Here is a 13,451-nt window from a genome sequence, read left to right as displayed (position 1 = left end):
GCGCCATATCGGACAGTACATGCTTCGCACCGCGATCCTTATCCTCAGCGGGAACGCCGCCACCTCGGCGCTGATGCTCGCGCGCAATCTACTGATCGCGCGGCTGATCCCGGTCGCCGATTACGGCGTGGCCGCGACCTTCGCGATGGTGATGGCAGTGATCGAGATGGGCTCGACGCTGGGGCTGCAGCAGCAGATCGTGCAGTCGAAACGCGGCGACGACCCCGCGTTTCAGGCAGCACTGCAAGGCTTTCAACTGCTGCGCGGCGTGATTGCGGCGGCGGCGCTGTTCGTGCTGGCCGGACCGATCGCCGACTTCCTCGCGATCCCAGAGGCCGCATCTGCCTATCGTTGGCTCGCGCTGGTGCCGCTCCTGACGGCGGCGCAGCATTTCGACATCCACCGCGCCCAGCGCAGGGGCCACTACCGCCCGATGCTGCTGACGGGCGCCCTGCCCGCACTGGCCGCGCTAATCGCGATCTGGCCGCTCTCGCGCCTCTTCGACGACTGGCAGGTGGCGCTTTGGGCGATCTTACTGCACGCGGCCCTCGGCGTTCTGGTCTCGCACCTGATGGCCGAGCGCCGCTACCGCCTGCGCCTCGACCGCGCCGAGATGCGCGCGAACCTGCGTTTCGGCGCGCCGCTTCTGGCCAATGCGGCCCTGATGTATCTGGTCTTTCAGGGCGACAAGATCATCGTCGGGCGACTGGCGGGGATGGAGGCGCTGGCGATCTTCGCGATGGGCATGACGCTGACGCTGACGCCCACGCTGATCGGCGCGAAGTCGGTGCAGAACCTCTTTCTGCCGAAACTCTCGGCCGCGCATGGCCGTGCGGACGCCCTCGCGCATCGCCAGCTTGCCGGAGCGACCTTCGAGGGGATGTTTCTGACCGGATCGATCCTGCTGCTGGGCACGGTCCTGATCGGACCGCTCGTCGTCACGGCCCTTCTGGGGGCGAAATATGCAAGCCTCCTGCCGCTCCTGATCCCCTTCGCGCTGATGAACGCGCTCCGCGCGATCAAGAACGGGCCGAGCACGGTCGCGCTCTCGGCGGGGCAGACCGATAACGGCTTTTGGGGGAACCTGCCCCGGATCGTAGTGCTGCCGCTGAGCTATTGGGCGCTGATTGAGACCGGCTCGGTCGTGCCGGTGATCTGGCTCGGGGTCGCGGGCGAGGCGATCGGTCTTGGCGTGGCGCTCTGGCGGCTATCGCAAGTCATGGCGCTGCCACAGGTTGGCCGCGCTGCGCTGACGACCGCACTCGTGCTGGTCGCGATCCCGCTTATCACACTCGCCGCGCCCGGCACGCTGGTGATCTGGCCGGTCGCGCTGATCCTGATCGCGGTGCAACTTGCCGCCCTGCCCCATCTGCGGGCCTATTTTGGACGCCCGCAGATCGGCACTGCCTGACCCCGCGCCTCTGTACGATTTTCGTGCTACACTCCCCGATGACGCGCACCATAAACCAAAGAGGGAGGATCGGTATGAACCGGTTTCTGGGTTATGTCTTCGTCGCGGCTTTGTCGTTCACCACACCTGTCCTTGCCGAGGAGATGCGTGAGGTTCCGGTCTATTTCTCAGCCGGAGCGGATAACGCGGTTCTGAGCGACCGCATCAAGGGCTATGACAGCGTGATCTACACGATCGGCGCCGAGGCCGGACAGACGATCGATATCAAGCTGTCCACGAACCACACCGCCACGTATTTCAACCTCTACGGTCCCGGGAGCGGCCCGGGCGATCAGGCGATCATGACCAGCCAGTTGACGCCCGAGCTGAACCACTACACAGGCACGCTGCCCAGTTCGGGGACCTACAAGATCTCGGTCTACATGATGCGCTCGGCGGCGCGGCGCGACGAGGTTGCGAATTTCGACATCCGGATCGGGATTACCGGGAAGACCGGCGCGATCGTGCAGGGCGATTATGCCGACGGGCTGCAGGGCGGGCCCGATTTCTGGGAGGTCCAGACCGGCGATATCAACGATCCGCTGAACCTGCGCGCGGGGCCCTCGACGGGGGCGGCGATCCTCGGGCGGTTCCCCGAGGGGGCGATCCTGCGCAACATGGGTTGTCGGATGGCCGAGGGCCAGCGCTGGTGTCAGGTCGCGGCGACCGAAGGGTCTCTGACCGGCTGGGTTGCCGGGCGCTACCTTCGTGAAGGCTCTGCCCCGCCGCCGCACATGGCCGAACCCGAGACGCGCGATCAGCAGGTCCAGTTCGCACCCGGCACGAGCGGCGCGGTGCTGAGATCGACCCTCGCCCCCGGAGCCGCGGTGAACTACCGGCTCGGTGCTCGGGAAAAGCAGTTCCTGGCGGCGCAGCTCCAGACCGACTCGCCTGCGGTGCATTTCAACATCTTCACCCCGGACGGCGAACTTCTTTACGAGAGCCGCGGCGGCAGGCGCGACTATCGCGGCCAGCTCTGGCTCAACGGGGAGAACCGGATCACGGTCTACAATATCGGTGACGCCCCGGCCCCCTTCACGATGATCGTCGGGATCGAGTGAGCGCGGGCGGCGCAAATCGGGGAGGAGAGCTAGATGACCATGATGACGACACTCACACGCAGGGCCGCCGCCGCGATCCTCGCAGGCGTGCCCCTGATCGCGCTCGCAGCCTGCGTTCCAGAGCCACCCGACGGTCGGCCAAGCCCGCTCGACGGGCACTGGGTCGGAAGGTACACCCCTCAGTCCATGCGTGTGATGGATCGCCCCTGCACACCGGGCTATGGCGGGATACGCATACAAGACGGCCGGGTTTCGGGCGAGGCTACCAACACCTACGGAGCCTCCTACAGGATTTCCGGGCATGTCGTCGGAGCCGACCGGATCGTCGGGAATTTCTACTTCCGGACGCGCTCTGTCGGCTCGCTCAAGGGGCACCTCGTCAAAGGTCGCCTCGTGGGGGACTATCAAAACGTCGACGGGTGCAGGGGCAGCTGGGTCGCCACGCGTCAGTGAGGAGGCTTACTCGGAGACCTTTTTCACGAATTGCGACTTCAGCCCCATCTGGCCGATGCCGGGCACCTTGCAGTCGATGTCGTGATCGCCATCCACGAGACGAATGCCACGCACCTTGGTGCCGACCTTCACGACCGAGGAAGAGCCCTTCACCTTCAGGTCCTTGATCACCGTCACCGTGTCGCCGTCGTTCAGTACGTTGCCGACCGCATCGCGCACCTCGGCGGGCGCATCCGCGTCACCCGAGGCCGACCATTCATGGCCGCATTCGGGACAGATCAGGAGGGCGTCCATCTCGTAGGTGAAGGACGAATTGCATTCGGGGCACGGGGGCAAGGTATCGCTCATGGGTCATGCCCTTAGTCTCACGCGCCTGTTATCGCCAGAAAAATCGTTCACCTGCGACAAAAAGCGAGATGCACCGGTGCGACCGGTGCGACTCCCACCCGCTCAGGCGGGATCGGGCAGGCCGTGAACCTCGCCCGCGCGCAGCACTTCAGGCGCATAGGCATTGCGGGCGAACACCTCGCGGACATCCTCGACGAAGCTCTCCAGCGGGTCCATCGGATAGGCCGGATCGAAGCTCGACTGATCCCAGCGCTCGCAGAATTGCTCGCAGCTGTTGTAGCAGGGATGATCCTTGAACTTCTGGCGCTCTTCCGGGTCCCAACCGTAGTGATGGCCGTAATAGGCGATCTGGAAAATGCCGTGATGCTCCACCACCCACGAGACCTCTTCGCGGACATAGGGGCGCAGGATTTCGGCGGCCATCCGGTCGTGGTTCTGCGGCGCAAGCCGGTCGCCGATATCGTGCAGCAGCGCCGCCACGACCCAGTCGAGATCCGCCCCGTCGCGCCGCGCCCGCGTCGCCGCCTGCAGCCCGTGTTCGAGCCGCGTGATCTGGTAGCCCGACAGCGTCTCCTCCGCCTGCGCGGCCAATTCGCGCAACAGCCGGTCCGCCGTGCCTGCAAGGAAGGGCTTTTCCAGCTCTTCAAGCAGCTCGTAATCCTCGCGGGTGCCGTCTTTCATCTGGGTGAAGGAGACTGTCGGTCCGGATGCGGTCATCTGCGGTCCTTTCGGTTGCGGGTTTCGATCCTCGGCCCCCTCGGGCCCCTGCGTATATGGTGACGCGAGGCCGCGCAAATGGCCAGAGCCCGCCCCTGCTCTCTCCGCAAGAAATAATGCGGCCCTCTCCGGGGGGTTGGAGAGGGCCAGTTTCGCCGATCAGGCTCATTAGTTTACCGCCCGAGCTTATCGTCGTTTTGCCTGGGCCTTCTCAGCGTCTGGGGCGAGCGCACCCGCCCCGGATTTCGTTATCGCGCGCGGCGCTCAGTGCAGCGCCATCTCGCGCGCGGTCATCAGGGTGACGGTGGTCGCACCGCCGCCCATGCGGATATCGGTCACGTCGAGCGCGTGGTGATCGAGGTCGCCGCCGAGGCAGGCGATCTCGATGCCGGTGAAGGTCGCATCGATCAGCGAGGTCAGTTCCTCGCCCACCAGCTCGGCCTCGATGCCACCGGGAATCCGGCGCGTGGCTTTCGGGGTCACCTTCTTATTGCCGACGATCAGATCCAATTTCCGCTCCTTTTGCCGCCTTTGGCGGTCGTTCTGTCCCTCGGCCCGCCATGCGAATGGGCCCCAGTCTTCACGTCCCAGTCCCCGACACGCGGATCGCGTGGCGTCGTCGTCGGGGCCCCGGCCGCCAGACCGAGACCCCTGTCCCTCAAGAGCAACCGCTGGTCGCCCCGCAGGTGTTGCACTTCATGCAGGTGCCGTTGCGCACGAGCGTGTAGTTGCCGCAATCGCCGCAGGCTTCGCCCTCGTAGCCCTGCATCTTCGCCTTGGCGCGCGCATCCATCTGGACACCGCCAGAGGAGACCGCCGTGGAGCTGGACGCACGGGCCTGCGCGCTTTGCGCGGGCATCTGCGAGGTCACGACGTCCACACCGCCCTGCAGCACCATCAGCTCTTGCGGCAGGCGCTTGCGCAGGTAGCCGGTCGAGGAAATCTGACGCAGCACTTCGAGCGATTTCGACGCGTTCTCGGACATCGGCTCGACATTGCCATCGGCGCGCTTGCCCTCGTTCTCGCCGCCACCCAGATCGTCGAAGCTGGTGCCCTGCGGCTTGATATGCGCAAGGTCGGTGCGGTCGAGATAGGACACGGCCAGTTCGCGGAACACGTAATCGAGGATCGAGGTCGCGTTCTTGATCGAGTCGTTGCCCTGAACCATGCCGGCGGGTTCGAACTTGGTGAAGGTGAAGGCGTCCACAAACTCCTCCAGCGGCACGCCATATTGCAGACCGACCGACACGGCGATCGCGAAGTTGTTCATCATCGCCCGGAAGCCAGCGCCTTCCTTGTGCATGTCGATGAAGATCTCGCCCAACGTGCCGTCGTGGTATTCGCCGGTGCGCAGATAGACCTTGTGGCCGCCCACGACCGCCTTCTGCGTATAGCCCTTGCGGCGCTCGGGGAGCTTCTCGCGGTGGCTGCGCACGATCTCCTTGACCAGCACCTTCTCGACGATCTTCTCGGCGAGCACGGCCGCTTTTTCCTGGGTCGAACCGGTGGCGAGGATTTCCTCGGCCTCCTCGTCATCCTCGACGAGGGCTGCGGCCAGCGGCTGCGACAGTTTCGATCCGTCACGATAGAGCGCGTTGGCCTTGATGCCGAGCGACCAGCTCAGCTCATAGGCCGCTTTCACGTCTTCGATCGAGGCGTGGTTCGCCATGTTGATCGTCTTCGAGATCGCGCCCGAGATGAAGCTCTGCGCGGCGGCCATCATGTAGATATGGCTGTCGACGCTGAGGTAACGCTTGCCCTTCTTGCCGCAGGGGTTGGCGCAGTCGAACACGCTCAGGTGCTCGTCCTTCAGGTGCGGCGCGCCTTCCAGCGTCATCGTCCCGCAGACATGGTCGTTCGCGGCGTCGATCTGCTTCTTGGTGAAGCCGAGGTGACGCAGCATGTCGAAGGTCGGATCGTTCAGCTTCTCGGCCGGGATGCCCAGCGTCTGAGTGCAGAACTCCTCGCCCAGCGTCCACTGGTTGAAGACGAAGCGGATATCGAAGGCGGTCGGCAGCGCGGCCTCGACCTTCTCGATCTCCCGCGGGCCGAAGCCGTGGCCGATCAGCGCCGTGGTGTTGATGTCGGGGCAGTTGCCGAGGCTGGCGTGACCCACCGCATAGGCGATGATCTCTTCGATCTGCGCCGAGCCATAGCCCAGCGTCTCGAGCGCGCCCGGCACCGAGCGGTTGATGATCTTGAAGTAGCCGCCGCCTGCGAGCTTCTTGAACTTCACCAGCGCGAAGTCCGGCTCGATCCCGGTAGTGTCGCAATCCATCACGAGACCGATCGTCCCGGTCGGCGCGATCACCGACACCTGCGCGTTGCGGTAGCCGTGCTTCTCGCCCAGCGCCAGCGCCTCGTCCCAGGCTTGGGTGGCGAGCGCGATCAGGTCCTGATCGGGGCAGCCCTTGTGATCAAGCGCGACCGGCTTGGTCTCGAGCGCCTCGTAGCCCTCGGTCTTGCCGTAAGCCGCGTTGCGGTGGTTACGGATGACGCGGAGCATGTGCTTGGCGTTCTTCTCATAGCCCGGGAAAGCGCCCAGCTCGCCCGCCATCTCGGCCGAGGTGGCGTAGGAGACACCGGTCATCACGGCAGTCAGCGCGCCGCACAGCGCCCGGCCCTCTTTGCTGTCGTAGCCCAGCCCCATGTTCATCAGCAGGCCGCCGATATTGGCATAGCCGAGGCCCAGCGTGCGGAAGTCATAGCTGCGCTGCGCGATCTCCTTCGAGGGGAACTGCGCCATCAGCACCGAGATTTCCAGCGTCACGGTCCACAGACGGGTGGCGTGCATGTAGCTTTCTGCGTCGAACTTGCCGTCCTTGTAGAAGGTGAGCAGGTTCATCGAGGCGAGGTTACAGGCCGTGTCGTCGAGGAACATGTATTCCGAGCACGGGTTCGAGCCGCGGATCGCACCGTCTTCGGGGCAGGTGTGCCATTCATTGACCGTGTCGTGGAACTGGATGCCCGGATCGGCGCAGGCCCATGCGGCGTGGCCGACCTGCTCCCACAGATCGCGGGCTTTCACGGTCTTCGCGACCTTGCCGTCGGTGCGGCGGATCAGTTCCCAATCGGCATCGTCCTTCACCGCCTTCAGGAAAGCGTTGGTGACGCGCACCGAATTGTTCGAGTTCTGACCCGAAACCGAGACATAGGCTTCCGAGTCCCAATCGGTGTCGTAGGTCGGGAATTCGATCGAGCTGTAGCCCTGCCGCGCATATTGCAGCACGCGGTTGATATAGGTTTCCGGGATCATCACGCGCTTGGCGGATTTGATCGCGACTTTCAGCGCCTCGTTCTCGCTCGGATCGACCGAGGTCTCCGCCGAACCGTCGAATTCGCGGATCGCGGTGAAGATGCCGTTCAGCTCACGCTCATGCAGCTTGGAGCCCGCGACCAGCGAGGCCACTTTCTGCTCTTCGATGACCTTCCAGTTGACGAATTCCTCAATGTCCGGGTGATCCATGTCGCAGATCACCATCTTCGCCGCGCGGCGCGTGGTGCCGCCCGACTTGATCGCACCCGCTGCGCGGTCGCCGATCTTGAGGAAGCCCATCAGGCCCGAGGATTTGCCGCCGCCCGAGAGGCTCTCGCCTTCGGCACGCAGCGAAGAGAAGTTGGTGCCGGTGCCCGAGCCGTACTTGAACAGGCGCGCTTCACGGACCCAGAGGTCCATGATCCCGCCCTCTTTCACCAGATCGTCCGAGACTGACTGGATGAAGCAGGCATGGGGCTGCGGATGCTCGTAGGCCGAGGTCGAGGAAGTCAGCTTGCCCGACTTGTGATCGACATAGAAGTGACCCTGACCGGGGCCGTCGATGCCGTAAGCCCAGTGCAGGCCGGTGTTGAACCACTGCGGCGAGTTCGGCGCGGCCATCTGTTCGGCCAGCATGAAGCGCATCTCGTCATAGTAAGCCTGCGCATCTGCTTCCGTGGAGAAGTAGCCGCCCTTCCAGCCCCAATAGCACCAGGCACCGGCGAGACGGTCGAACACTTGCTTGGCCGAGTTTTCACCGGTGTAGCGCGCCTCTTCGGGGAGCTGAGCAAGCGCCTCTTCATCGGGGACTGAGCGCCACAGGAATTCCGGCACGCCCTTCTCTTTGACCTTCTTCAGCGCCGCCGGAACGCCGGCCTTGCGGAAGTATTTCTGCGCGAGCACGTCAGACGCCACCTGGCTCCAGCGGCCGGGCACTTCGACCGACTCGTTTCGGAACACCACTTTCCCGTCAGGATTACGAATCTCAGACGTGGTCGTCGTGAATTCCAGCGCGCCGTAAGCGCCGGTTTCGTCGGTGGTGAACTTCCGTTCGATCTTCATTGCCCTGTCCCCGTTGCAGTCAGTCCAATCAGGTGCCGGCGGGAGCCGCAGAAGACAAAGAAGCCCGGGCCTCGCAGTCGACACCGCGAGGGCTGCGCGCCCCGGATTCGGGGGTGCAATGTCCGAAATCTGTCCCTTGGCCCTAGGCTCCACTACATCTGGTGGGTTAGCCTCCGACACCACACAACCTGCCGTAGGCGCACCGAGCCGTCAACGAAACTTTCACCTTGAGTCAGTCCATTTTTCAGTTGACCGGCCCCTAGGGAAGCACGCTGCACGATTCCTCCACATTTGGTTAACGCATGGGCGCTGCACTGCGGCACCAATAAGGGCCAAATTTCATTGAAGATTCGGGGGCTTTAGCCGCTCATCTGGCAATTTCAATCCACAGAACGCAATATCTTGTGGATAGCCTCGCCGGGGTTGCGCAAAATTTGGGCAAAGCCGAAGAGCGTGTCGCTAGTGTCACAATCAAGAGCCTACCACTAGATATAGCGGGCCCGATTCCGGCGATTTCGAGGGGATGGTCGGGGCGGCGAGATTCGAACTCACGACCTTCTGTACCCAAAACAGACGCGCTACCAGGCTGCGCTACGCCCCGACGCCCTCTCCTTACAAAGAGGCTCGTCCCAAGGAAAGGGTCATTCGCAGGGAAATGCGGCCTGTGCCGGGTCAACGCTGGGATGCGCCAGCTGCGCCCCCGGCGCGATGCCGTGGCGTGCCGCCATCCCGGCATTGATCTCGAGCACGTATCGCACCGGTGCGCCGGAGGGAATCGGGGTGTCGTCATTGGGAGTCGTATTGGCCGCGACCTTCACGACCTCACCCGTCGGATCGATGAACACCATATCGAGCGACAGCGGCGTGTCATGCATCCAGAAGGCGACCTCCCGCGCATGCTCGTAGATGAAGAGCATCCCTGCCCCTTCGTCCATCTCGCGCCGCCCCATCAGGCCCTGCGCGCGCTCGGCGCTACTATCGGCAATTTCAACGGTGAAGCTGACCGGCTGGTTCCCGGTGCGCAGAATGGCGAGATCATCGCGGCACTGCGCCCCCTCCGCCGCGGCGAGGCCCGGCGTTACGGCAAGGAAAAGCGCGGCGCTCAGCGCCCGGATTTCAAACCGGCATCCCATGCGAGAACCTGTGCCGCCATCCGGCCGCGCTTGCCTTCGATCACCCGCAGGCACACCGCTTCGCCGGGGGTCAGATCGGCAAAACCCGACCGGCGCAGAACTTCCATATGGATGAAAATGTCCTCGTCATTCTCGAAGACATTGGCAAAGCCGAAGCCCTTGGATTTTTCGAACCACTTCACCCGAGCAGGCTCAAGCGGCAGCGCCGCGATATCGTCGAACGTGTTGTCGCCCAAATCCTCGATCGGAGCGACGGGCTCGCCTTCCGGAGGAAGAATCTCCAAAACCTCGACCGCCTGCGCGCCGCGCGGGGTCAGCTGCATCTGGACCCGAATCCGCGCGTGATCGGCAATCGAGCCCTGACCGAAATTGCGCAGAACATTCGCATGAAGAAGGATGTCAGGCCCCCCTTCACCATCGACGATGAAGCCGAACCCTTTGACAGGGTCGAACCATTTGACGGTGCCGGTCACCTCACGAAGCTCAGCCTCGGACTCCCCCAGCATATTCCATCCCGTTTGCATTCGCGGGCTTTCCTGTTCGCATTTCCTCCGCACGTCCTTCTGGAAATGCGGTGTTTAGGGGACACTTCAAGAGATTGCCCAAAGTTTCAAGACCCTATGCAATTCACGAAGCGCGAGTTTCAGGGGTTCAGGCGGGTTACAACCCACTGATCGGCAAGGGTTTGCCGGCTCCAGCGGAAGCGATCATGAAGGCGAAAAGAACCGTCCGCCCAGAATTCCAACTCCAACGGCTTGATTCTGAACCCTCCCCAAAACGGCGGTCGATCGGGATTCGCACCGTGGCTCGCGGTGACCTTCGCGACCTCCGCCATCAAGGCGCTGCGTGAACTCAGCGGCTCACTTTGCCGTGAGGCCCAGGCGCCGAGACGCGATTTCAGCGAGCGCGACTTGTAGTAGGCGTCAGCCTGCGGCCCCTCTTCGCGCTCAACCATACCGCGAACCCGAATCTGCCGGCGCAGCGATTTCCAATGCATCACGAAGGCGGCTTTTCCCGCGCTTTCGATCTCCTGCGCCTTCACCGATCCGTAGTTGGTGTAGAAGACGAAAGCCCCGCCGGAGGGCATGTCGCGCCCTTCGATTTCCTTGAGAAGAACCATACGCGCATTGGGCAACCCGTCCGGATCGACTGTCGCCAGGGCAATCGCATTGGGATCGTTGATCTCGGTGTCCGCGGCCTCATCCAGCCATGTCTGCGCGATGGCAAAAGGATCGTCGCCTGCGAAAATTCCGGTTCTGTCACTCATACTAGCCTCCAGTCTCGCCGCCGCTTCGCACATCAGGCGCAACGCCCCGATCTGCAACACGATCCACACGATCATGCTTGACCGGAGGTCAGTAGCCTTGATGCGTCTCCACCTTTCGCCTAAAGCATTCGGACTTACCAGAGCGAAGCGGGGGAAAACCTGACATGTCAAACAACCTGATGGCAGGCAAACGCGGGCTGATTATGGGCCTTGCGAATGACAAATCCATCGCCTGGGGCATCGCCAAAGCCCTCGCGGACGCTGGCGCGGAGCTGGCCTTCTCGTTCCAGGGCGAGGCGCTCAAGAAGCGTGTGGGCCCGCTGGCCGAACAGCTCGGCTCCGATATCCTCGTGGAATGCGACGTCGCCAGCGGCGACTCGATCCAGACTCTCTTCGAGACGCTGCGCACCCATTGGGACAGCATCGATTTCGTCGTCCACGCGATCGGCTTCTCCGACAAGTCGGAGCTGCGCGGACGCTACGTCGACACGTCGCGCGACAATTTCAAAACCACGATGGACATCTCGGTCTATTCCTTCACCGCCGTGTGCAAGGAAGCCGCCGCGATGATGAACGAGGGCGGCTCGCTGCTCACGCTCACCTATTACGGTGCCGAGCAGGTCATGCCGCATTACAACGTGATGGGCGTGGCGAAAGCGGCGCTGGAAGCCAGCGTGATGTATATCGCCGAGGATCTGGGCAAGGACGGCATCCGCTGCAACGCGATCTCCGCCGGCCCGATCAAGACCCTCGCGGCTTCGGGCATCGGTGATTTCCGCTACATCATGAAGTGGAACGAGCTGAACTCGCCGCTGCGCCGCAACGTGACGCAGGAAGAGGTCGGCAAGGCCGCGCTCTACCTGCTCTCCGATCTCGGTTCCGGCACCACCGGCGAGACGCTGCATGTCGACGCTGGCTATCACGTGGTGGGCATGAAAGCGGTCGACGCGCCCGATATCGACGTGGTCACCAAGCGGAAGGAATGAGATGACCCTCGCGGCCCTCACCGCGATCTATTTCGTGCATCTGGCCGCGGCGATGTCGCCGGGGCCAGCGGTGCTTCTGGCTGCGCGCACGGGTCTGCGTGAAGGCTTCGGACGCGGCATCTGGCTCGCGCTCGGCATCGGCCTGGGCGCGGTGATCTGGGCGGCGGCGGCGCTGTTCGGCCTCGCTCTCGTCTTCAAGGTCGCCCCTGCCCTGCTGACCACGCTCAAGATCGCGGGCGCGGCCTATCTGCTCTGGCTCGCCTATAAGATGTGGCGCCATGCGGGCGATCCGATGGATGAAGAAATCCCCGACCTGCCGCGCACCCGATCCATTCCCCGGCTGATCTGGCTCGGCGTCTCGACCCAGCTCGCCAACCCCAAACCCGCCGTGTTCTTCGGCACCGTCTTCCTGACCTTCATCCCGCCCTCCGCGCCCGCCTGGGCCTATGTCGCGATCCTCGGCATCGTGATGTTCAACGACGCGGGATGGAACGTCATCGTCGCGCGAATCTTCTCGCTCGAGAAAACGCGCGCGGCCTATCTGAACCTGAAAACCGTGATCGAGCGCTGCTTTGGCGGCCTGCTGGCGCTGCTCGGTCTGAAACTCGCTCTGAGCTGAGGAGACCCCCGATGTCCGATCGTCTGCCGCATGAAAAAGGCTTCCATGTCAGCTGGGACCAGATCCACCGCGATGCGCGCGCGCTCGCATGGCGCCTCGACGGCAAGGGCCCGGGCGACGGCAGCTGGCGCGCCGTGGTGGGCATCACTCGTGGCGGCCTCGTTCCGGCGGCAATTGTCGCACGCGAACTCGACATCCGCACGGTCGATACGATCTCGGTCAAAAGCTACAACCATCAGGAACAACGCGAAGCGCAGGTCATCAAGCCGACGCAAGAGAGCCTGATGGAAAACGGCGGCGAAGGCGTGCTGATCGTCGACGACCTCGTCGATACCGGCAACACGCTGAAGCTGGTGCGCGACCTTTTCCCGAAAGCGCAATTCGCCACCGTCTACGCCAAGCCGATGGGCGCGCCGCTGGTCGACACCTTCATCACCGAGGTCAGCCAGGACACCTGGATCTTCTTCCCCTGGGACATGGCGCTGCAATATGTGCAGCCGTATCGCGGCACGGACTGATCGGTGAAATTCGGCGCCCCCGGAACCCCTCTGGGTCGGTTCCTGCACTGGCTCTTCGAGGTCAGCCTGATCATCAAGGCAATCTTCGAGATTGCGGAAACGCTGTCTGGCCTCGCGCTGCTCGGCCTGCCGAAGAATGCGCTGTTCGATGCAGCGCATTGGCTGACTGCGCGCGAGCTGCGCGAGGATCCCAATGACCGGATCGCCAATGCATTCCTGAACGCGGCCCACCACTTCTCGATTCAGACGCAGGATTTCTACGGCTTCTATTTCACCAGCCACGGCTTGCTAAAACTTGTCGTCGTGCTGCTGCTGATCCGCGGGCTGATCTGGGCCTATCCGATGGCGATCGTGATGATGACGGGCTTCGTGGCCTACCAGATGTATCTCTACAGCCTGAACCATGGCGCAGGCATGCTGGCGCTGACGGTGCTGGATCTCGTGGTGATCGCACTGACCCTGCGCGAATGGTACGTGCGGCACAACTTCGCGTGGCGCAACCACCGTGAGAGACGCAGCTAAGGGGGCGCTGCCTCCCTTCGCCTGCCCGGGATAGTTCCGCCAAGAGGAAGCGCAAACCT

The 13,451-nt window shown here is 63.4% G+C and carries 14 protein-coding genes and 1 tRNA gene; 7 read left to right on the top strand and 8 right to left on the bottom strand.

All coding sequences use genetic code 11. The annotated features are described in order from the left end of the window. Positions 1–19 precede the first annotated feature (19 nt). The 3 genes from F8R15_RS13280 to F8R15_RS13270 all read left to right on the top strand — a co-directional run bounded on the left by F8R15_RS13280 (position 20) and on the right by F8R15_RS13270 (position 2,964). The gene (locus F8R15_RS13280) at positions 20–1,411 is read left to right on the top strand and encodes an oligosaccharide flippase family protein (protein WP_152844880.1); all 1,392 of its coding nucleotides are present in this window, start codon (positions 20–22) and stop codon (positions 1,409–1,411) included. Positions 1,412–1,485: 74 nt separating this feature from the next. Then, positions 1,486–2,511 (top strand): SH3 domain-containing protein, encoded by a 1,026-nt coding sequence (locus F8R15_RS13275; RefSeq protein WP_172976223.1) that lies wholly within the window; start codon positions 1,486–1,488, stop codon positions 2,509–2,511. Positions 2,512–2,544: 33 nt separating this feature from the next. After that, the gene (locus F8R15_RS13270) at positions 2,545–2,964 is read left to right on the top strand and encodes a hypothetical protein (RefSeq protein WP_152844878.1); all 420 of its coding nucleotides are present in this window, start codon (positions 2,545–2,547) and stop codon (positions 2,962–2,964) included. A gap of 6 nt (positions 2,965–2,970) precedes the next feature. On the opposite strand, the gene F8R15_RS13265 is transcribed toward F8R15_RS13270, so the two are convergent. From F8R15_RS13265 to pdxH, 8 genes are all read right to left on the bottom strand, one after another. Continuing rightward, positions 2,971–3,312, bottom strand: coding sequence for a zinc ribbon domain-containing protein YjdM (locus F8R15_RS13265; protein WP_075775641.1), 342 nt, complete (start codon positions 3,310–3,312; stop codon positions 2,971–2,973). 102 nt (positions 3,313–3,414) lie between these two features. After that, positions 3,415–4,029, bottom strand: coding sequence for an HD domain-containing protein (locus tag F8R15_RS13260; protein ID WP_253732580.1), 615 nt, complete (start codon positions 4,027–4,029; stop codon positions 3,415–3,417). Between the two features lie 264 nt (positions 4,030–4,293). After that, positions 4,294–4,539, bottom strand: coding sequence for a hypothetical protein (locus F8R15_RS13255; protein WP_078520114.1), 246 nt, complete (start codon positions 4,537–4,539; stop codon positions 4,294–4,296). Between the two features lie 148 nt (positions 4,540–4,687). Continuing rightward, a complete protein-coding gene (locus tag F8R15_RS13250; protein WP_152844877.1) occupies positions 4,688–8,347 on the bottom strand; it encodes a vitamin B12-dependent ribonucleotide reductase in 3,660 nt (1,219 codons plus the stop codon). 524 nt (positions 8,348–8,871) lie between these two features. Next, positions 8,872–8,948 (bottom strand) — tRNA-Pro (locus F8R15_RS13245). A gap of 40 nt (positions 8,949–8,988) precedes the next feature. Next, positions 8,989–9,480, bottom strand: a complete 492-nt coding sequence (locus F8R15_RS13240) for a DUF192 domain-containing protein (protein WP_152844876.1) — start codon at positions 9,478–9,480, stop codon at positions 8,989–8,991. Continuing rightward, positions 9,450–9,986 (bottom strand): cold-shock protein, encoded by a 537-nt coding sequence (locus F8R15_RS13235; RefSeq protein WP_078520559.1) that lies wholly within the window; start codon positions 9,984–9,986, stop codon positions 9,450–9,452. Before F8R15_RS13235 ends, F8R15_RS13240 begins: the two co-directional genes overlap by 31 nt. A 137-nt stretch (positions 9,987–10,123) precedes the next feature. Beyond that, positions 10,124–10,747, bottom strand: coding sequence for a pyridoxamine 5'-phosphate oxidase (pdxH, locus tag F8R15_RS13230; protein WP_078542894.1), 624 nt, complete (start codon positions 10,745–10,747; stop codon positions 10,124–10,126). Between the two features lie 164 nt (positions 10,748–10,911). On the opposite strand from pdxH, the gene fabI reads away from it, so the two are divergent. From fabI to F8R15_RS13210, 4 genes are read left to right on the top strand one after another with little or no spacing between them, the layout of a single operon-like run. Continuing rightward, positions 10,912–11,733: an enoyl-ACP reductase FabI gene (gene fabI, locus F8R15_RS13225; protein WP_078520117.1), complete on the top strand. Its 822-nt coding sequence runs from the start codon at positions 10,912–10,914 to the stop codon at positions 11,731–11,733. A gap of 1 nt (position 11,734) precedes the next feature. Beyond that, positions 11,735–12,352, top strand: coding sequence for a LysE family translocator (locus tag F8R15_RS13220; protein ID WP_078547756.1), 618 nt, complete (start codon positions 11,735–11,737; stop codon positions 12,350–12,352). 11 nt (positions 12,353–12,363) lie between these two features. Further along, on the top strand, positions 12,364–12,870 hold the full coding sequence (gene gpt, locus F8R15_RS13215; RefSeq protein ID WP_075775650.1) for a xanthine phosphoribosyltransferase: 507 nt from the start codon (positions 12,364–12,366) through the stop codon (positions 12,868–12,870). 3 nt (positions 12,871–12,873) lie between these two features. Beyond that, positions 12,874–13,392 carry a DUF2127 domain-containing protein gene (locus F8R15_RS13210; RefSeq protein ID WP_078547759.1) on the top strand — a complete coding sequence of 173 codons (519 nt, stop codon included), beginning with the start codon at positions 12,874–12,876 and terminating at the stop codon, positions 13,390–13,392. The last annotated feature ends 59 nt before the right edge of the window (positions 13,393–13,451 follow it).

This window comes from Thioclava sp. JE_KL1, assembly GCF_009296265.1.
In the GTDB taxonomy this organism is placed as follows: Bacteria; Pseudomonadota; Alphaproteobacteria; order Rhodobacterales; family Rhodobacteraceae; genus Thioclava.
Note: the sequence above shows the minus strand (reverse complement) of the source record. Positions and strands in the feature narration are given on the sequence as shown.